The 19,897-nt window shown below is 44.7% G+C and carries 17 protein-coding genes and 1 other RNA gene; 8 read left to right on the top strand and 10 right to left on the bottom strand.

Annotated features, from left to right (window positions below; translation table 11 throughout):
* Window positions 1-277: 277 nt before the first annotated feature.
* Both L1D44_RS10150 and L1D44_RS10145 read right to left on the bottom strand, forming a co-directional pair.
* Complete coding sequence (locus L1D44_RS10150; protein WP_239890345.1) at window positions 278-1,498, bottom strand: porin; 1,221 nt, start codon at window positions 1,496-1,498, stop codon at window positions 278-280.
* Window positions 1,499-1,731: 233 nt separating this feature from the next.
* Entirely contained in the window at window positions 1,732-4,191 is a 2,460-nt protein-coding gene (locus L1D44_RS10145; RefSeq protein WP_239890343.1) for a DNA polymerase II, read from the bottom strand.
* Between the two features lie 100 nt (window positions 4,192-4,291).
* On the opposite strand from L1D44_RS10145, the gene dinG reads away from it, so the two are divergent.
* Genes dinG through L1D44_RS10115 form a run of 6 tightly spaced genes read left to right on the top strand, consistent with a single transcriptional unit; the run spans window position 4,292 to window position 9,820 of the window.
* Window positions 4,292-6,364, top strand: coding sequence for an ATP-dependent DNA helicase DinG (gene dinG, locus L1D44_RS10140; RefSeq protein WP_239890341.1), 2,073 nt, complete (start codon window positions 4,292-4,294; stop codon window positions 6,362-6,364).
* 8 nt (window positions 6,365-6,372) lie between these two features.
* Window positions 6,373-7,146: a TSUP family transporter gene (locus tag L1D44_RS10135; protein WP_239890339.1), complete on the top strand. Its 774-nt coding sequence runs from the start codon at window positions 6,373-6,375 to the stop codon at window positions 7,144-7,146.
* Complete coding sequence (locus L1D44_RS10130) at window positions 7,143-7,805, top strand: primosomal replication protein (RefSeq protein ID WP_239890338.1); 663 nt, start codon at window positions 7,143-7,145, stop codon at window positions 7,803-7,805. The genes L1D44_RS10135 and L1D44_RS10130 overlap by 4 nt, the downstream gene beginning before the upstream one ends.
* 9 nt (window positions 7,806-7,814) lie before the next feature.
* On the top strand, window positions 7,815-8,525 hold the full coding sequence (locus L1D44_RS10125; RefSeq protein WP_239890336.1) for a DUF2057 domain-containing protein: 711 nt from the start codon (window positions 7,815-7,817) through the stop codon (window positions 8,523-8,525).
* Between the two features lie 49 nt (window positions 8,526-8,574).
* Complete coding sequence (locus L1D44_RS10120) at window positions 8,575-9,504, top strand: histone deacetylase (protein WP_239890334.1); 930 nt, start codon at window positions 8,575-8,577, stop codon at window positions 9,502-9,504.
* Between the two features lie 49 nt (window positions 9,505-9,553).
* Entirely contained in the window at window positions 9,554-9,820 is a 267-nt protein-coding gene (locus L1D44_RS10115; RefSeq protein WP_239890332.1) for a late competence development ComFB family protein, read from the top strand.
* Window positions 9,821-10,606: 786 nt separating this feature from the next.
* Here L1D44_RS10115 and ffs read toward each other — a convergent pair.
* Window positions 10,607-10,703, bottom strand: an RNA gene (gene ffs / locus L1D44_RS10110) — signal recognition particle sRNA small type.
* 176 nt (window positions 10,704-10,879) lie between these two features.
* Window positions 10,880-11,197 (bottom strand): ComEA family DNA-binding protein, encoded by a 318-nt coding sequence (locus tag L1D44_RS10105; RefSeq protein WP_239890330.1) that lies wholly within the window; start codon window positions 11,195-11,197, stop codon window positions 10,880-10,882.
* A gap of 388 nt (window positions 11,198-11,585) precedes the next feature.
* Between L1D44_RS10105 and L1D44_RS10100 the strand changes: the two genes are divergently transcribed.
* Entirely contained in the window at window positions 11,586-12,980 is a 1,395-nt protein-coding gene (locus tag L1D44_RS10100) for a DASS family sodium-coupled anion symporter (RefSeq protein WP_239890328.1), read from the top strand.
* 46 nt (window positions 12,981-13,026) lie between these two features.
* On the opposite strand, the gene L1D44_RS10095 is transcribed toward L1D44_RS10100, so the two are convergent.
* The 6 genes from L1D44_RS10095 to pspA form a co-directional block, all read right to left on the bottom strand.
* Window positions 13,027-14,208 (bottom strand): aminotransferase class I/II-fold pyridoxal phosphate-dependent enzyme, encoded by a 1,182-nt coding sequence (locus tag L1D44_RS10095; protein ID WP_239890326.1) that lies wholly within the window; start codon window positions 14,206-14,208, stop codon window positions 13,027-13,029.
* Window positions 14,209-14,581: 373 nt separating this feature from the next.
* Window positions 14,582-15,682: a TIGR01620 family protein gene (locus tag L1D44_RS10090; RefSeq protein WP_239890324.1), complete on the bottom strand. Its 1,101-nt coding sequence runs from the start codon at window positions 15,680-15,682 to the stop codon at window positions 14,582-14,584.
* 20 nt (window positions 15,683-15,702) lie between these two features.
* Window positions 15,703-17,148, bottom strand: coding sequence for a YcjX family protein (locus L1D44_RS10085; protein WP_239890322.1), 1,446 nt, complete (start codon window positions 17,146-17,148; stop codon window positions 15,703-15,705).
* 90 nt (window positions 17,149-17,238) lie between these two features.
* Complete coding sequence (pspC, locus tag L1D44_RS10080) at window positions 17,239-17,631, bottom strand: envelope stress response membrane protein PspC (RefSeq protein ID WP_239890320.1); 393 nt, start codon at window positions 17,629-17,631, stop codon at window positions 17,239-17,241.
* A 65-nt stretch (window positions 17,632-17,696) separates the two neighbouring features.
* Window positions 17,697-17,930: an envelope stress response membrane protein PspB gene (gene pspB, locus L1D44_RS10075; protein WP_220768183.1), complete on the bottom strand. Its 234-nt coding sequence runs from the start codon at window positions 17,928-17,930 to the stop codon at window positions 17,697-17,699.
* A 22-nt stretch (window positions 17,931-17,952) separates the two neighbouring features.
* Complete coding sequence (gene pspA / locus L1D44_RS10070; RefSeq protein ID WP_202721515.1) at window positions 17,953-18,630, bottom strand: phage shock protein PspA; 678 nt, start codon at window positions 18,628-18,630, stop codon at window positions 17,953-17,955.
* A gap of 178 nt (window positions 18,631-18,808) precedes the next feature.
* Here pspA and pspF point away from each other — a divergent pair, with 178 nt between their 5' ends.
* Window positions 18,809-19,885 (top strand): phage shock protein operon transcriptional activator, encoded by a 1,077-nt coding sequence (gene pspF, locus L1D44_RS10065; protein WP_239890318.1) that lies wholly within the window; start codon window positions 18,809-18,811, stop codon window positions 19,883-19,885.
* Window positions 19,886-19,897 lie beyond the last annotated feature (12 nt).

The following is a 19,897-nucleotide window of genomic DNA, read 5'->3' as shown; positions in this document are numbered from 1 at the left end:
CGTCAAGCAACAAACTATTTTGGTCTATAAATAGTCACCCTCTCGCTTGAGATATTATTTATTAGCAGGTAGTAAGAGGCTCACAGTACACTAAAGCTATGTTTGCACCTCGATATATTGATGGTTTCAGAGAGTCCTAGTTAGATCCAACTTTGCTTTCGGCTTATGCCAGATGTCAAAACAACATTCGTATTGGTTAATATCGCCCTCTTCAAAAATATTTAGGCCAAAAAAAGCGCCTTTAAAGGCGCTTTTTTATCACTATTAATTAAACAAATTAAAGTGTGTAACGGATACCGATTGCGATACCGTCATCTTCAGAGATTTCCATCGCTGCTTGTTGAGCTTTGTCAGTGCTTGTGAAGTCACTGAAATCTTTACGACCTTCTAGGTAAAGTACTGTGTTTGTATCCCAAACATAGTGAACACCTGCTACAGCAAACTGACGCTTGAATACGTCACCATTGTATGCAGCTTCGTACTCATCGCCCGCTTCTAGGATGTTATAAGAAACGAAAGTACGGATGCCATTATCGAACTTGTATGAAGCTAGAGATTCTAGACCCCATGCTTCTGGCATCATACGACCTAGATTATCTGTGTCGTGGAACTCTTGCTTGTTTACGTTGAATGCAGCGTAAACACCTTCACCGCCCCAGTTACCCCAGCTCGCACCTAAGCCATAGATAGAGTCAGTTTCAGTTAGACGCTTACCTGCAGAAGTTGTCGCTTCAAACTCACCTAGGTTGAAACCAGCAGTCACTACTAGGTTTTCTGTTACGTTGTATGTCGCAGAACCACCGTAAGTGTAGTTATATTCAACCGTTGTCACAGCATCTGAAGTGTTAACACCCGCAACTTTAGCTGACATGAAGTCTGCTGGGAATGCTGGGTTTGAAGCGCTTGGAACTTCATCAACTTCAAACGAGTCTTGCTTTAACTGAGCTTGAAGTGCGAAGCTGAAGTCGCCGAATGCATTACGGTATTGAACAGTCTTGTCACCACGACCAGTACCGTTTACAGCGCCGTCAGCCTTATTGTATGTATAAGTACCTGAAGCATTACCATCCCATACGAAACCGTAGTTAGTGTTGTAAACTACGTCGTACCATGCACCCCACTGCTTACCAATAGTGATCGAACCGTAAGTATCGTGAGCAAGACCAACATAACCTAAGCGGTTGTTTAAGAAATCACCGCTTTGAGATTCTAATGTACTATCACTATTGTATACGATGTCTGTGTTACCGAATGGGTTAACGCCCCACTCTAGTTTTGTAAAAGCTTTCCAGCCATCAGTCATCTGGCGAGTAAAACCGAAGTTAATACGTGACGCGCCGTTAACCACTTCTGTAGCACCTTGAGTGTTGATGACACGAGCATCAACATAACCACCAATTTCTACCGCGTTTTTGTCATCTTTATAAACTTCAATTGCTGATGCTGTTGGTACAAATATCACTGCGGCCAAAGCCGATGCTACTAGAGTCTTTTTCATTTATTTGCCTAACCTTAATATTGTTCAGTCTGCTTCATTCAAATTGTCATCCGTTCCGTTGTTTTCTTTCTTTCCTGATAGAATTCGAGATTAGCAAAAGATTAGCAACCACTCAAAGACGAACATCACATTATTTGTTAGATTTTGCACTGAATTAACCAGCAAACACACTAATAGCGAGACTTTGAACCATCTGTTAACACAAAATTAGCACCCCATTAATTTCCCACCCCCTAAATTAACGACATTTGATTAGTGGTAACCTGGTTGAAAGTAGTTTTCAATATTGAAAGTATAGGTTCAGCAATGGGTTCCAATTGCCGAGAAAGGTAGTAGTTATAGTCCATCAATGCCGTTGTATGTTGAACTGGCTCGGCACCATTTAATGTCATGACATATTCAATTCTAGCCCCACGTTTACCGTACAGGGGATCGCCAGTGGCGTCACATAGCTTACGGGCTGCCTTCAAATGGGGAGCCGACTTAGCAGTATATTCCTCGAGATCTCTGCGTAACTGTTTTGCAAAAACCAGCTCGTTATCGAGCTCACCACGATTTAATTTATCTACGGTATCTCTCAAGTAAGACTCAACATCTTGTTGTTGGAATAATCGTTCATACAACTCATATTGAATTCGCCTTGCGAGTGGCGACCAATCACTGCGCACCTGTTCCATGCCTTTAAAGATAAGCTCCGAGTGACCTAAACTATTTCGCTTAGTTCCCACATAGCGCTTCTTAGAACCTTCTACCGAGCCTCGTAGTGTGGGCATAAAAAATTGCTCAAAGTGGGTTTCAAACTCCAGCTCTAAGAAGCTCTCAAGTTCAAATTCGCTGCTAAGCTTATCAACCCATAATTGATTCACCTTCTGTGCTAGCGCCTTACCAGTTTGCTGCACATTCGCCTGTTCAAAATCATCACCTAGCCAGACAAAGGTTGAATCTGTATCGCCATAGATCACCTCATATTCTTCAGCTTCTATCCAACGCCTCGTTTGTTTCATTATTTCGTGACCACGCATGGTGATCGAACTCGCTAGCCTTGCATCATGAAACACACAGCCTCTGGAGCCGAGAACGCCATATAGAGAGTTCATGATGATTTTTATCGCTTGAGACAGAGGCCCATCTTGATTTAGCTTGGCCTGCTCCCTTTGCTCTGACAGATTTTTAATCAACATAGGTAAAATGGGCTTGTCACGACTAAACTGCGCTCCCAGAAAACCTGGCACGGTTTTGCTAAGCTCTTGACCAGAGCTTAGGTTTTGATTACAGCTTAAGTTAAGCCCCTCAACCAAGCCCTTAGGATCAATCAAGAATGTGCGGATAATCGATGGGTAAAGGCTTTTAAAATCTAACACCAAAATATGTCGATACAAACCAGGCACTGAGTCCATCACATAGCCACCGGGGCTTTCTATACCATCACTTATCGGTTGACTCGGTGCCACATAACCCGCTCTATGCAGATGAGGCAGATATAAGTTATTAAATGCAGCAACTGACGCCCCAACGCGTCCCAGTTCGAGACCCGTCAATTTGGCTCGCTCTATCGCAAAGTCAAATAAGTGAGTCTTTTCAAAAATATCCCACACCAATCGGCAATCGGTAAGGTTATAGTGTGCCAGTGCTGGTTTATCATTAAAAAACAGATCGTTGATTTCCCCCATACGATTATCAACATTATGGATTGCCTTGCCTTCATCCAGTAATGCTTGTGAGACAAACTCTAGTGAGTAGCGCTCAAACTGATAAAACGCCGCTTTAAGCCAGTCTATGCCATCGAGCACCACCCTACCTGGTAGCGATAGCGTTTCAGGACGGTACTTATCCTCGACTTTCCAACTCAGTGGATGATTATCGCGACCAATATTAAGTGCAATACCATGGTATTTTGCGCGGCGATAGAGCAGAGCCAGATCGAAGGTCACTACCGACCAGCCGATAATGATGTCAGGATCGTACTCTTGAAACCAAACTATCAAACGCTTGATTAAAGCAGCTTCGTCATCAACCCACTCAATGTAATTCGACTCACACTCCTGCGACTCCCCGACCATAATGACCTTTTGATAAACACAAGCATCTGGTGTTTGGCCATATAAACCAACGGAGTACAGCTCGCCAGAGAAACTGCACTCAAAATCTAAAGAGATGGCATTAAGCGTTATCGTCGACTTAGAGTGGCGAGCTCTACTAGCTACAAATAGCGGCTGGTACTGAGCCTGCTGCAAAGACGGTGATGAACGGGAAGAGAAGCTATTGGCCGCTGAACGCTCAACAAACTGACCATAAAACTCCACATCCAACGCAATAAAACGTTCTATTAGGAATCGATGTTCAGCTTTAATATCGGCTTCAAATAACTCAATATCGAGATCTTTTGCCGCTCTAATCAAGTTTCGTTGCTGACGGCCATCAGCACAATAAAGTGCCTCTACGGGTGTGTGAGTAAAACTTTTAAGGCCGACAGTACTGCGCCGAACGCCCCTAAGTTCTGGGCTCAAAAGTAATTTGCTCGCATCACTTTCCGATACAAAGCACACATACTCTTGATTGGACAGCTCTACAGTCACTGGCCCCGATTCGGTCTGAATAAAATACTGCAACACTAAATTGCCCTGCCTATGTAGAGCATGACGAGTTAACACCCGTCCCTTGATAAGTTGTTGCTCACCCGAACCTGAATTCATCGTTTTCACTCAATTAAATACACTATTAATCACTAAACGCTTCTTAGGCTAAGTAATCACTGTTATTATGTACAGCACTATTTATTAGCTTAGTGCATTCATGTTATCCGCAGACGTTAAAACTCAAATTCGTACTATATATAAAGGCATTTCTAGCTCACTGCCTAACTTTCGCCCTCGCCGAGAGCAGAACTATATTGTTGCGGAGATCTCAAAAACGCTTGCGGGCGAATATGACAAGAACCGTCGCATCATAGTGGTTGAGGCCGGCACCGGGATCGGTAAGTCGTTGGCCTATATTCTAGGCTCTATACCGCTCGCGCTCGCAAGTAAGAAAAAAGTCTGTATCGCAACCGCAACCGTTGCGCTGCAAGAGCAGTTACTGCATAAAGACCTGCCGTTCTTTTTACAGCAATCCGGACTCGACTTTACCTTTGGCCTTGTGAAAGGTCGTCAACGCTATGTCTGTTTATCTAAACTTGAGATGCTGGTTGGCCCAGATAACAGCAGCCAAATGGCGATGTGGCAGACCAAGCCCGATCAGAGCCAGGTCGATATGCTCGAAGGCTTATTAAAAGATTATCAGTCTGGCCTTTGGAACGGTGAGCGTGACACATTGACCAAGCCACTGCCCGATCATCTGTGGCAGCAAATAGCCTGTGACAAACACAGCTGTCACCGCCAACTTGCCAGCCATCGTAACTGCCCTTTTCATAAGGCGCGCGAAGATATCGATACTTGGGACGTACTGATCGCTAACCACAGCCTACTCTTTGCCGACTTAGAGCTGGGTGGTGGCGTCATCCTGCCCGATCCTGAAGAGCTATTTTATGTCATAGATGAGGCACACCACCTTCCTATCGTTGCTAGGGACTTTAGTAGTGCTCAGGCAACCGTGCGCGGTGCAAATGACTGGCTTGAAAAACTCAGCAAGACCACCAGCAAGTTACAAAACCAGATTAAGAGCAACCATATTATTGCCCCGGCGCAAGCCATGCTCGATCATATTGGCGATATCACCGGACTATTAAACCAAGTCGCCCAATTTTGTGATACTCAAGCTGCTAGGTTTGATAACCCAGAGAGTCGCTTTCGCTTCGAGCATGGAAAGCTGCCGCCTGCGCTATTAGTACAAGCAGAGAACCTAGCCACCGCATCTAATGTCGCGCTAAAGCAGTTTAATAAGATGCTGAGCTTACTAAATGAGGCGATTAAAGACGGTGAAATTCCTAAGCATCAATCGGAGGCTCTGCTATCCGAAACAGGCTTTATGCTGCAGCGATTAGAAAATCTTCAGAAACTTTGGAAGATGATGGCCAAAGAAGATAGCCCAAAGGGTGCCCCCATGGCTCGTTGGATTGAGCAGCTAACAGGTAAACAATCCGACTATCTGTTCAACGCCTCGCCGATCGAAGTCGGTTTTATGCTGGAGAACCTACTATGGGACAAGGCAGCCGGCGTGGTGCTATGTAGTGCGACCTTAAGAGCACTAAATAACTTCAACCATTTTACTCACCAGGTTGGATTATCCATCAATGACGGTAGCCGTTACCTAGCCTTAGATTCACCGTTCGACTTTGAGCAAAATGCGACCCTGTTCCTGCCTAAGATGGAGAGTGAGCCAACAGATGATAGATATACGGATGAGCTCGCAAAGCACATTATTGCCCTAGTCGAAGATGAGATGGCAAGCTTAGTGCTGTTTGCATCATACTGGCAGATGGAGAAAGTCGCCGACTTAGTTGAGAGCAAAATCAAAACAGGTCTGCTCATTCAGGGAACGGCGCCGAGGCAGGAGCTCTTAAAGCAACATAAGGCCCGCTGTGATGAAGGCAAGCCAAGCATTATTTTTGGTACTGGCAGCTTCTCAGAGGGACTCGACTTACCTGGAGATTATCTGACCAATTTGATTATTACTAAGCTGCCATTTGCAGTGCCAACCTCCCCCGTGGAGCAAGCGCACTCAGAATACATCAAGATAAAAGGCGGAAACCCGTTTTTACAGCTTACAATCCCCGATGCCTCACGCAAACTGGTGCAAAGCTGTGGTAGATTATTACGTAAAGAACAAGATTACGGTCGGATTTCAATTCTAGACAGACGCTTAGTGACTAAGCGCTACGGAAAATCCCTGCTAGATGCTCTACCGCCGTTTCGCCGTGTGATTGAATAGGACACGCTTTGGATTTACTTCTCGACCCTAGTAGCTGGGCCATACTCGCATTAGTGGGTTTTATTGCTGGATTTATCGATGCAGTATCGGGCGGCGGCGGACTATTATCGATTCCGGCATTGCTCACTATGGGCGTACCACCGCATTTAGCGCTAGGAACCAATAAGCTCGCGGCGAGCTTTGGCTCATCAATGGCTGCTTATACTTATTATAAGCAGCGATTGTTTTCGCCCGCTTTGTGGTACCACACCTTTATTGCCACTTTTATCGGCGCAGTAATGGGTACCTTTATCGTTTATCTCATCGATAACAGCTGGTTAGAAAAGTGGCTGCCCATTATGATCATTACCATTGCCCTTTATACTCTGTTTCAACCTAATGCCATGGGCGATAGCAATCACAAAATTCCCACTAAGGCCAAAAGCAAAGTTAAACAGTGGCTACAGGGGCTGCCCTTAGGTTTTTACGATGGCTTTGCAGGACCAGGCATTGGAGCCTTCTGGACTGTATCGAGCACAGGCTTACACAAGCTACCCTTGCTTTATAGCTGTGGACTCGCCAGAGCCATGACCTTTACCAGCAACCTAACCTCCTTGATAATCTTCATCGCATTAGGAAAGGTGAACCTTGCCATAGGATTGTCTATGGGGGTGTGCATGATGGCTGGCTCCTATATCGGTGCCCATTCAGCCATTAAGTTTGGTCTGCCGTTTATACGCCCTATTTTCATTACCGTTATACTATTAATAGCGGCGCAGTTAGTTTGGAGTGCATGGTTATGACAACCGACGAACTGGTTCGAAAACTCAAGTTACAGCTCAAACAACTAGAGCAGGAAGTGTTGCAACATGACTCTCGCTTACCGCCAGGTCAACGTAAGATGATGCAAGATGTCGAACGTTTCAACAACGAGTTATTTATTCAAGTTGGCGGGCAACTTCAGCCCTGTATCGACCAGCTAGCCAAGAGTATTGCCCAACTTGAGCAACTGCTGAAGGCTAAACGCTCGCCTTACACCATCATCTCAAGCTGCGAGAAAATACAAGATAGGTTTAGTGCGCTCAGGCGTGCCTTATCAACCACAGGCATCAATGTTAAGTCCATTGAACAGGAAAAACGCAGCCGCCGAGCCTATGCCATTAAGCGAGGCATTAAGTCTCACAACGAAAGTGGTTTCAGCTGGATCGCTTCAAATGTGATGCAAAATAGCCATCAACTCTATGAAGAGCTTAATAAACATTTGAACTGGGCTAAGATTATTGAACAAAAAATTGAAAATTTGCAATCTTCTCTTGAAAACTGTCATAGTGCTGACAAAATCAAGTTGCAGAATGAGATCCTTACTCTGCACAGTCGTCTCGGTAAGTGTCGGCAAGCTACCAGCTATATTGAAGATCGCATCCAACTATTCGAGCGACCTTTTAAGAGTCAAAATCGTTAAGGAACAAAAATGAAACCACGTTTAACCATTACCGCACTTCTTGCTCTATGTGGTTCTTCAGCCGCTTTTGCCGCTGATTTCAACATCCCAATGGCTTTTGAATACATCGCAGTCGATGGCCAAGAGATTAAGACTAGCCTGTTTAACCATAAGTCAGAGATTGAACTAGATAAAGGTACTCACAAGATTGCCATCCGCTATAACGATCTTGTTGAAGACGACTTTAGCGACAGTGAAACCAATGTAAAGTCTAACGCCTTTATCGTGACAATCGATGTCGACGGTGATTTTAGCTATCAGCTAAAGCCAGCCGACGGCGAATTTGTCAAAAACCCTAAAAGCTTCGCCAAAGCGCCACAAGTTGTTGTGATCCGCGAAGATAACGGTTTAGTTAACTACAAAGTAACCCAAACCAACATTAGCGAAGAGTCATTTGTTTCTCGCCTATTCAGTGGTAATGACGCAACTGACATCGATGCCGAGGCCGCAGCAGTTACGGGCTCCGCAGCAGCTGTAACACCTGCACCAACAGCCCCTGTAAGCAAGCCTTCTCCAGCCGCAGCTGCGACTATGCCAGCAGTTGCTGCTGCTAACGCAACAACACCCGCTACTTCAGCCGAAGATGCAGCAAAAGCCGAGCAGATGTTACAGTACTGGTGGTTACACGCCGACGAGCAGACTCGCAAAGAGTTCATGAGCTGGGCAATTAAACAACTTTAAGCTATTGTTTTAAAGCATTTGTAAAGAAATTATCAGAGTCGACTCTAAATTGAGCACGCTCCCTTTGGTATATCACGCCAGCTACTCTCAGCTGGCGTTACCCTCCAACCATAGATTCCCAATCAGCAAATACCACGCCTTATACGACTACCTACTTAACCAAGGTATTGCTACGCCATCTCAATTTATCTCTCCGACAAAAGCCGATTTTGAATATCTCGCAGCATTACATGAGCAAGGCTATGTGGAAGACTTTATTTCAGGTGAACTGGATAGCAAAATAATGCGTCGCATCGGTTTTCCATGGAGCGAGCACTTAGTCAAGCGAACCCTATACTCAGTTGCAGGAACCGCACTCACCTGTAAGCTAGCCATTAAACACGGCTGCGCTCTGCATTTAAGTGGCGGCTACCACCATGCCCACCAGCACTTTGGCAGTGGCTACTGCATCTTTAACGATCTCGCCCTCGCCGCTGTATATAGTCTGCAAATTGACAATATTGAAACCGTGCTTATTTTCGACTGTGATGTCCACCAAGGTGACGGCACGGCGACCATGATGACATCACACGATGAGATTATCACCAGCTCAATCCACTGCCAGCAGAACTTCCCTGCGCGAAAACAGATATCAGACTACGATATCGAGCTCTCAAGAGGCACGAGTGATAAGGAGTATCTAGAAACGGTTAAGCAGACCCTTGCCTATCTTATTCGACTGCATAAACCGGATCTCATTATTTACGATGCTGGGGTCGATATTCATACAGACGATAACCTAGGCTACTTCGATGTATCAACAGCTGGGATCCGTGAGCGCGACAATGAAGTCATCCGCCAAGCAAAAATGGCAAAAATACCCATTGCTTGTGTTATTGGAGGGGGCTACAGTAAAGACATGGTAAAACTCAGTCTGCTTCATAGCCAACTTTTTATTGCCGCCAATAGCATCTGGCAATCGACAGGTTCAAGCTTATAGGCGCGCACTATATTGTAAGCAGCCCATAGCACCAAACAAGGAGCGTTATATGCAACTAGAAATTAGAAACTACTATGAAGTACTACTACTCGAGCAGCTTTCTGATGAGGGCCTGCTGGATGAACTACCAGAGGACTACTTAGCCGATCTCTGTTGTGTCACTCTAAACCAGCTCCCTGTCCGTTACATCCGCCATTTAGTCGATACTTACTTCTTTGAAGACTATAACGAACTGCAACAGATGAAAGCGGAAATTCAACAAGCACTAGAGAAGTCTCGCGCTTTCCTAAAAGATGCTAATAAACAATTGACTTGATAGTGCTAAGTTTTTAATTTAAAACAAATTCCAGGCTATTTAATTTCAAAACAATTAGCTTCATAACAATTGATTTTAAGCCAAATAATTTCGGGCTAAGTGTTGCCTCACTGAAAAGGTCACCCAGTCGCTTCCTGAGTGCCTCTGCCCCCCCCCACCTATTGAGCAGTTATAAAACACTTACTAACCAAGCTCACACCTTTTTAAGTGGGCGTATCTATTCTTTAGCTACGACTATTCGCTCACACCAAATGTTATGACGAGATTGATAAATTTGAATAGCCAATATGTACCACCAAGTGTACCACTTGCAGCATCATCTTATAAATTTAAGGTAAACAGTTGAATTTTAAGAACTGAGGGGAGTTTTGAGGCTCCCCTAGAGCCGCACATTGACTATATAAGCCACATGAGTCACTTGCTGCGGTTGCTCCCTTGTAAGCCAAGACGCCATATTTTCTGACAAGGTGGTACACACGAATTGTACAAGTAGGTCGATTTATAGGTTGCAACTAAAATTTTCAGTTAAATAATCCATTAAAATCAGGAGTTTATTACTTTAAAAGGGGGTTTTGGTGGCTCCCCTAGAGCCGCACATTGACTATATCAGCCACATGAGTCACTTGCTGCGGTTGCTCCCTCGTAAGCCAAGACGCTATATACTCTGACAAGGTGGTACACACGAATTGTACAAGTAGGTCGATTTATAGGTTACAACTAAAGTGGTCAGTCAAATAATCTATTAAAATCAGGGGTTTATTACTTTAGAGGGGAGTTTTGGAGGCTCCCCTAGAGCCGCACCCCGGCACATGAGTCACTTGCTGCGGTTGCTCCCTTCCAGGCCTGGCCGAGTTCACAAGTTATCATTGCGGGGGGACCCTAGGGTCACCACTGATTTCTTTTGGAGGGTAACTCCAAAGAACGGCTGCATTATCTACCATGCACCGCCATCAATCAAGTGATTATCGCCCAACTTGGCCCGGTTTTGGTTTGATCGATGATTCTATAAACAAAAGCCCTTTTAAAAAGGGCTTTTAGGGTATTTACAAGCGAAAATCGTTACAAACTTAATTGGCTGCGGTTTTTCTCAATCAATTTCTCACCAATCCCCTTTACGTTAGTCAGTTGTTCGACAGAACTGAAATTCCCATGAGTTTTTCGATATTCCACGATTGCGGCAGCTTTCGATTCACCAATACCATTGAGAGTCGATAACTCCTCTGCCGTCGCGCTATTAATCTTAATCAACTCTGACTTAGCTACTGATTGCTTGGCTTGCTGCTGGGAGGTTGGCATTTCTGCCACTTTAGTTTCCGCTAAAGCGGGGAACATTAATACACTAGATAGGCATAAAACAGACAAAAATACTTTATTCATGAACTTCTCCTTTTATTTATCCTTAAAGGTGTGGCCTCAATCCCTTTTCCTTAGCCACAATGTTAATGTAGATCATGACCTCGGTTTCAGCCAATAACGGACAAGCATCACATGACGCTGACGATTAAAGTGATCACGATCACAGCTAGAGCATGACAGCTAACTTTCAGTAACTTGCATGACTTCTGTATTAAATGCCCCTTTGACAGATTAATTTCGAAATAACAAAACAAGCCAAGGTGATAGGTATCTTAAATTGCGGGGCAAGCGTGATGAGTAGCACATTAAAAGCAGGTCAAACTTGAAAGTTTTTAACCGAGTTTAAAATTTTGAACTTAAGTAAACCTAGACTAGAGTGAGCCAACCTAAAATAATAATGGACATTCCAATGTCATTTGAATCAACAAAAGTACCCGATAATACTGATGGCAAAATGTCAAAGCAGCAGAAGAACATCGTCATTCTCGCTGCAGATATCCTGCTGTTATTTTTGATGTATAACTTCCTTCCCTTCGAGCAAGGCGTCAACACAGGCTTAGCAATGCTAGTGTTCGCGGCAATATTATGGCTAACAGAAGCAATTCATATCAGTGTCACCGCTATTTTAATTCCTATTCTAGCTGTGCTATTTGGTGTATTCGAAACCCAAGCGGCCATGAGCAACTTTGCTAACCCCATTATCTATCTGTTCTTCGGCGGATTTGTACTAGCGGCCGCGCTAAATTACCAAGGTATAGATAAATTAATTGCCCAACAAGTTCTGGGAGCATCAAAAGGACGCTTGTCTGTCGCCTGCTTGATGCTATTCGGGATCACCGCGGGTCTTTCAATGTGGATCAGTAACACCGCAACGACTGCGATGATGTTACCACTAGCACTTGGGATCTTGCACCAGATCGATATCAAGAAACATAAGAGTACCTATCTGTTCTTGCTATTAGGTATCGCCTATTCGGCAAATATTGGCGGTATTGGTACTTTAGTCGGCAGTCCGCCAAATGCTATCGCGGCGGCTCAAGTAGGTCTTTCATTTGCCGATTGGCTTGAGTTCGGCCTGATCACCGTTGCTATCATGCTGCCGATGATGCTCATTGCACTCTACCTGTATTTTAAGCCGGATCTCTCTATGATCTGCGAAGTCAAAACTGAGAAGCAATCACTCACTTTTCAAGGACAACTCACGCTGCTGATCTTTATCACTACAGTATGTTGCTGGATCTTCAGTAAGCCCATTTCTCAAGCCCTAGGTGGAATCGCAAAATTCGACACCATTGTGGCACTCGGCGCAGTCGTACTTTTAGCCGGTCTAGGCCTAGTTAAGTGGAAAAAAATCGAAACGACAACTGATTGGGGTGTACTCATCCTGTTCGGGGGCGGATTAACCTTAAGCGCTGTGTTAAAAGCGACTGGCACGAGTGTGTTCTTAGCTCACTGGATCACCGACATTTTCGGTAACACCCATATGGCGCTATTTACCTTTGCAGTCATCGCCTTCGTAGTGATGCTGACAGAATTTGCCAGTAACACAGCGAGTGCGGCATTGTTGGTTCCGGTGTTTGCCGCCATCGCCGAAGCGCTGGGTCTCTCTCCGGTGATGCTTTCGGTATTGATCGGTATCGCCGCCTCTTGCGCCTTTATGCTACCTGTTGCGACACCACCTAATGCCATCGTTTATGGCTCTGGTTATATCAAACAGTCTGAGATGATGAAGGCGGGTGTGATTATCAACTTTATCAGCATGGTCGTGCTCTATATCATCGCCCATACTTTCTGGGAAATTTAAAAACTCCTGCCCTGCCTTTCTTTGGCAGGGCTTTCTTCTCTCGCATCTAGCCCAAGTTTGCTAAACCACCTTCAAGAGCCTGAATAATATCCTCCACAGACTCGAGACCGACAGAGATCCTCAATAGATTATCGGTGATCCCAGCAGCAATTCGCTCCTCTTCGGTATAGGGTGAGTGCGTCATCGATGCTGGATGCTGAATTAATGACTCCGCATCCCCAAGGCTTACCGCAATAGAAAACAGTGATACCTGATTTATAAACTTGATTGACTGCTCAAGACTCGCATCTAACTCAAAGGCGATAACGCCGCCCGCTCTACGCATCTGTGAGCCTAGCAATTTATACCCTGCATGGCTTTCAAGCCCTGGGTAGTACACATTTGACACTTTTGGATGATGCTCAAGATAGCTCGCCACTTTCTCCGCATTATTACAGTGGCGCTCGAGGCGCACATCTAAAGTTTTTAGGCCTCGCAAAATCAACCAGGCATCATGGGGGGAGATCACCGCGCCAACATCCTTAAGCACTTCAAACTTGATCACTTCCATCTGTGCAAAACTGGCGCACACAATCCCCGCTATCACGTCACCGTGACCATTGAGATACTTTGTTGCGCTGTGAATAACGATGTCGATGCCATGTTTAATCGGTTGCTGCAGCAGAGGCGTCATAAAGGTGTTATCCACTATGCTGACAAGATTATGCTCCTTAGCGATCTGTGCGATAACATCGAGGTTAAAGACATTCAAATGAGGATTAACAGGCGTCTCGCAAAATAGGACTTTAGTGTTAGGCTTTATCGCGGCTTCAATGGCGGCTTCATCGATAAAGTTAACCAGAGTAACCTCTATGCCAAACTTAGCCAGTTGTGAAGTCATTAAGGCGAAGGTACAGCCATAGACGGCATGGGATGCCACTAAATGATCGCCATGACTTAAGTTTGCTAATAAGGCTGCCGACACCGCTGCCATCCCTGAAGCGGTTGCAGCAGCGGCATCACTGCCCTCTAGGGCGGCAATTTTACGCTCAAGCTCCGCCGTTGTTGGATTGCCTAATCGAGTATAAATATAACCTTGCTCACTCCCCGAAAACCTCGCCGCGCCCTGCTCGGCGCTGTCAAATACGAATGTCGCACTCTGGCACAGAGGCGTCACTAGTGCGCCGGACTCATTACGTTCACGTCCCGCATGGATCACTTTTGTGGCAAGCTGCCATCTATCTTGCATAATGCTCTCCCAACTTGATGACGACTGATCTTTTAATAGTTGTTGATATCAGTTCTTTGCAAATATTTTTGGCTGAATTAACCAACCCATTCAGAAGAACGATTGAAACAGCAAAGGTTGGTGTGAGTTTCGCAACCAAGATGAACTAGTCTGGATAAAGATCATACTATTTGAATACGATTTGCCTCAATCTAGTTGTAAAGCGATTGTTACAAACGAATAAGTTGCAAGGGGTGGATAGAGAATGATTAGGCCGCAGGTTGGCGGCCTATGATGAACTGGACTTTCTATGTGGACTTCTGTGATTAGCTCTAGCTATAGTGAGCTCTAGTTTAGGTAAGCCGCTTCGATATCATTTAGCTTTCGATAACAATTAGTCTTTATGGACTTTACTCTTTTCGGCTTTCACAGTTTTAGACAGTACGCTCGCCGAGAGCTCTTTCAAACTAAGCAGCAGTTCTTTATGGATCCCAGAGAGTTTAGGCTTAGACTGGGCATTAAACTCAAGCGGACGACACAATGCCATGGCTTGATAACCGAGTCTTGCGGTTAATAGCCCGCCACCTAAACCTTGACCGAGTCTCGCCGACAGTTTACCTGACATCTCAACCGACAATAACTGGGTGCCTAAGTCAGTAATGATCTCACTTGAACCAGCATAGATGATATTGCCGATAATACTGCGGATCAGCTTTATTCTGCTCCAATAGCCAAGCTCCACACCATAGCAAGCGGCAAGCTTATTAATCATGCTCTGGTTACGCCAAAGAATGATTGCCATATCCAATGCCGCTAGCGGGCTAGCTGCGAGGAGCAATGCCGATTCCTGAGCGAAACGACGCACGATTTTCTTAGCGACTAAGTCTCGCTCGGTTAAGACAATAGAGTCGAATAACATCAACTTCTCAGCATCATTATGCTCTGGCGTGATACTTTGTTCGAACTTCATTAGTTCGGTAGTTTTTGGCAACTTAGCAGCAATCCCATCGATGAAAGGGTCCGCCTCCCCCATCTGCATACTGTGCACTAAACGGTTACCTATGGATTGGCTATCTTCGATATGTTTAAGTGCTTTAAGCTTACGCCACTCCACAAAGGTTACTTTGCCCGCCCAAAGCATGACTAATGCCGTTACACCGGCATATAAGCCGAATAACCAACTACTTTGTGTAAAAGCCGCTTGCAGCCCCAAAAAGGCTTCTACTGAAATCACCACTGCAACGCCAGCTAAACATAATTTTCCTAACCAGCTACGTTTAGCCTTAGCGGGTTTGTCTTGCTCTAAATCAACGGGTTCAAAACCGCAGAAATGCTCATCGACAAGGGTATTAAGCTCAGGTTCGGCTATCGTTTCAGTTTCAATAAATTCAACTTTGGACTCGAAGCTGACGCCGTGGGCAAGCTTGGGTTCTGGTTCGTTAGCATCGCTATCAAATCGCTGCTGCTTTCTTATGGAATTATCACCGTGTGACATAATGACTCACTTACTCAAAATCACTTTAACTTATCTCCCAGCAAATACTGCAACACATGATCTAAACGTATGTGCTCAAAATCGGCATTACTGCGCTGGATATGTTGATTAGTAGCGGGGGCGAAGTTGATAAACTCGAATCCCTGCTTATCCCAAAAATCGGCAGCGGGTAGAGACTTAGGCACTTCTCCGGGAAACAGCGTCACAGATTGCTGTTGGCCAAGCTCACAGCCCCGAACCACTTCAATCTCTCTGCCATCTTGCTTCACCATGCCGTGACTGGTTGACTTAATCGCGCTGATTGCCATCGTCTCGACTTCGCAGCCTTCAAATTTGGCGTATTGTTGGCTCTGATGCACAAGCTGAGTTAGCAGTGACAATACATTGCCCTGCTGATCTCGCGTCACATGGTCAACCTTACTTGCGGCAAACAGTAACTTGTCGATTTTAGGTGAGAATAATCGCTTCAGTAGACTCGATTGACCGAAGTGAAAACTTTCCATCACCGCATGAATCGCCGACTTCATATCATCAAACTGAGCACGGCCACGATTAAGCGGCGTAAAACAATCAACCAATACCAGTTGCCTATCAAACTTGGCAAAGTAATCCTGATAGAAAGGTTTAACCACACGGCTGACATACTCTTTATAGCGCCGCTTTAAGGTGTGATAAAAGCTATTGGACTGTGACTGCTCCAACGATTGAACCCCTTCATCATCGATATTAATCAGAGGAAATAGGGCCAACACGGGTGTGCCATCTAACTCACCTGGTAATAATAACCGTCCGGGCTGCGCGTAATAAAATCCATGATTACTCACGCAGTCCTGTAATACGTTTTGGTAAAGGTCTGCTATCTCCTGCAGCTTCAGTTCATCGGCAGGGCTTGCAAGATCGACACTATCTAGCGCCTGTGAGAAGGCACTAAAATGCATCGAACGCTCAAAGACTGATTTTCGTTCGAGCTGCGTATTAGACCACTGCTGAAATGACTGCTTTAGCATCGGCAAGTCCAGTAACCACTCTCCTGGATAGTCGACAATATCTAAATACAGGGTCGCACTATCGGTGACTTTAGCTAACAGACCTTTTGCAGGACGATACTTAATAGCGAGTCGTAGCTCACTAATATTGCGGGTGGAAACAGGCCAAGATTTCGGTTCTGTCGTTAAGGACTTTATTGCCCCATCATAATTAAAGCTTGGGATGGTCAAGTCAGGCTGCATGTCGCGCTTAACGCCATAGAGTCTACCGTCTCTAGCAACTTGCCATAAAGGTAATTGAGCGCTTGTCTCGGCAATGCCGGAATGAAGCAGTTGATTAACTAACCCTGTAATAAAGGCTGTTTTACCCGCTCCGGCTAACCCCGTGACCGCTAATCGTAAATTTCTATCTGTGGTTCTTAGCGCGACGGCTTGAGTATTCTTACCGAGTTTTCTAAGTGACTGTTTAAGACTCGCCATAAAATGAAGTGAAACCCGTAATGAGATAGTTCTAGGGCAGTATAGCCTGCCCCGTCATTGAACTATAGATGATTGGCTATAGATGATTGACTATAAATTGTTAATTTGATCTTTAAGATCGTAGTTATCAGAAGTCACATGGCGCTCTAGGTTCTGTAACCGTACCTCTAACGCTCTAAACTGGCTATTCACATCCCTTAATGCCATTTTAGCTGGTTCGCCAGACTGCCAAACCTTCTTCTTTAGTCCAATTTCTTTATTTAGAGAATCATTCTTCCCTGTGCCAGGTTTGATATCCAATATCATCCAAAGCAGCACATAGATAATCAGGACAATCCCCGAACCACCTAATAGAAAGATGGAAGCGGCTAACACTCTGACTAGCCAAGTCTCAAAATTAAAGTAATCTGCAATGCCCGCACAAACACCCGCAATTTTACCCGACTGAGGAATTCGATATAACGTTCTATTGCCTTCGTTCATCTCTACTTCCTCCTTGTTAGTTCATTAAATAGTGACGCTTACCTACTGCAATGAGTCGATTATGTTTAATCATTACGACTCCTCCACTGCGGTGCCTCACTATCTAAGATGGCTTCTAAGGTTTCGATGCGCTGCGACATCTTATCCGCCTTAGCGATTAGTTCATTTAGCTGGTTAAACTCTTCTTCAGTAAGTCCCTGGCTAACCTGTCGCTTACTGCGGTAATGAAGTATCAGCCATATCGGAGCCACAAATCCCAGAAAAACAATAATTGGGGCTATCAAAATATCCATGTTCATAACTTACCTCTGATCTCGTTTATTACTTAGCTTTGGTTTTGCTTCCCTTCATTTTCGCCTTAAGCGCCTCAAGCTCTGCATTCACTGAATCTTCAGCTTCTAACGCTGCAAACTCATCATTAAGCGTCTTCTTATTGCCTAAATCATAAGAATCAACTTGGGACTCAAGGCTTTCTACACGACGCTCATATTGCTCAAACTTATTCATCGCATTATCAATCTTGCTTGAATCAAGCTGCTTTTTCACCTCTAAACGAGATGAAGCTGTCTGCTTACGCATGATAATGGTCTTTTGACGCGCCTTAGCATCGGCTAATTTCTCTTGCAGTAAGTTCACTTCATCCTTAAGACGTAAAATGTGCTCTTCAACCACAATTAACTCATCGGCAAGACTTTGCGCTAGGTCGTTGGCTTTTTGCTTTTCAACTAAAGCCGCCTTAGCAAGATCTTCACGGTCCTTCGATAAGGCTAGCTCAGCTTTGCTTTCCCAATCTTGTACTTGCTCTTGCACTTTAGCGATACGACGAATGATCTCTTTTTTCTCGGCTAAAACTTTTGCAGAGGTAGAGCGCACTTCAACTAACGTATCTTCCATCTCTTGGATGATCAGACGTACCATTTTTTCCGGATCTTCAGCCTTATCGAGTAATGCACTGATATTCGAGTTAATGATGTCTGCAAAGCGTGAAAAGATTCCCATAATGATTTCCTCTAAATTAACGTTGGATTCGATAATTACAATCCATATTCCGTGCCAACTTTAACTTTTCAATACTATACATACACTTAAACAAATATTTAACTTTTTCTTTCATTTATAAACTGGGCATCATATTATTATTTTCACCAATAATTAGCGTGAAAGACTAAAACTTACTGTGACCAATCAATTTCAGCAAGATAATCTTATCGGACAGTCCAATGCCCTATTGGAAGTCCTTGAACATATTTCACAAGTGGCGCCTTTATCTAAGCCAGTATTAATTATTGGTGAGCGCGGCACAGGTAAGGAACTTATCGCCGAGCGATTACACTATTTGTCCAAGCGCTGGGATCAGAGCTTTATTAAACTCAACTGTTCATCCTTAAGTGAAAACTTACTAGAAAGTGAACTATTTGGCCATGATGCAGGGGCATTTACCGGCGCCAATAAGAAACATGAGGGCCGTTTTGAACGTGCCGATGGCGGCACACTATTTTTAGATGAACTGGCTAATACCTCTGGCCTTATTCAAGAAAAATTACTCCGCGTCATTGAGTACGGCGAGTTCGAGCGGGTCGGCGGCAGCAAAACCGTGCAAACAGACGTTCGGCTTATCTGCGCCGCTAACGAAGATTTGCCCTCTTTAGCTGAAGCGGGTGAATTTAGACCGGACTTGCTCGATAGGCTGGCTTTCGATGTAATCACTTTGCCACCATTAAGGCACAGAGCGGAAGATATCATGCCGTTAGCAGAATACTTCGCAGTAGGCATGGCAAGACAGCTAAAATTGGAATTGTTTGAAGGCTTTAGCAGCGCTGCCTCCCGGCAACTAATGGAATATCATTGGCCGGGCAATATTCGTGAGCTTAAAAACGTGGTCGAGCGTAGCGTCTATCGAAACGCCGATACCAATGCCGCGATAGAACAGATAATTATCGACCCATTCGCTTCACCTTACCGACCAACTAAGCGTGTCAAAACAAAAGAACGCCAACAAACGCCATCAAGCGATGCCAAGCCTAGTGTAGCCGATTGCAATACAGTAGTGAGTGCTAACAATGGCCCTCAAACAGAGGCCTCGTTAAGCTTTCCTATCGACTTTAAAACCCACTGTGAGCAAGGTGAGGTACGCATCTTAAAACAAGCGTTAGAAGCCGGGCAATTTAATCAAAAGAAAACCGCTGAACTACTGGGGCTAAGCTACCATCAACTGCGCGGGATCTTAAAGAAATACAACTTGCTGGATAAATAATTGCTGTTAGCT

It is taken from the genome of Shewanella sp. Isolate13 (assembly GCF_022398325.1).
GTDB lineage: Bacteria > Pseudomonadota > Gammaproteobacteria > Enterobacterales > Shewanellaceae > Shewanella.
The sequence above is the reverse complement of the archived record's forward strand: the minus strand, read 5'-3'. Positions and strand labels throughout refer to the sequence as shown.

Coding starts and splice junctions, on each gene's coding strand:
- L1D44_RS10150 (WP_239890345.1), bottom strand. CDS start 1,498: ATGAAAAAGACTCTAGTAGCATCGGCTTTGGCCGCAGTGATATTTGTA.
- L1D44_RS10145 (WP_239890343.1), bottom strand. CDS start 4,191: ATGAATTCAGGTTCGGGTGAGCAACAACTTATCAAGGGACGGGTGTTA.
- dinG (WP_239890341.1), top strand. CDS start 4,292: ATGTTATCCGCAGACGTTAAAACTCAAATTCGTACTATATATAAAGGC.
- L1D44_RS10130 (WP_239890338.1), top strand. CDS start 7,143: ATGACAACCGACGAACTGGTTCGAAAACTCAAGTTACAGCTCAAACAA.
- L1D44_RS10125 (WP_239890336.1), top strand. CDS start 7,815: ATGAAACCACGTTTAACCATTACCGCACTTCTTGCTCTATGTGGTTCT.
- L1D44_RS10115 (WP_239890332.1), top strand. CDS start 9,554: ATGCAACTAGAAATTAGAAACTACTATGAAGTACTACTACTCGAGCAG.
- L1D44_RS10105 (WP_239890330.1), bottom strand. CDS start 11,197: ATGAATAAAGTATTTTTGTCTGTTTTATGCCTATCTAGTGTATTAATG.
- L1D44_RS10100 (WP_239890328.1), top strand. CDS start 11,586: ATGTCATTTGAATCAACAAAAGTACCCGATAATACTGATGGCAAAATG.
- L1D44_RS10095 (WP_239890326.1), bottom strand. CDS start 14,208: ATGCAAGATAGATGGCAGCTTGCCACAAAAGTGATCCATGCGGGACGT.
- L1D44_RS10090 (WP_239890324.1), bottom strand. CDS start 15,682: ATGTCACACGGTGATAATTCCATAAGAAAGCAGCAGCGATTTGATAGC.
- L1D44_RS10085 (WP_239890322.1), bottom strand. CDS start 17,148: ATGGCGAGTCTTAAACAGTCACTTAGAAAACTCGGTAAGAATACTCAA.
- pspC (WP_239890320.1), bottom strand. CDS start 17,631: ATGAACGAAGGCAATAGAACGTTATATCGAATTCCTCAGTCGGGTAAA.
- pspB (WP_220768183.1), bottom strand. CDS start 17,930: ATGAACATGGATATTTTGATAGCCCCAATTATTGTTTTTCTGGGATTT.
- pspA (WP_202721515.1), bottom strand. CDS start 18,630: ATGGGAATCTTTTCACGCTTTGCAGACATCATTAACTCGAATATCAGT.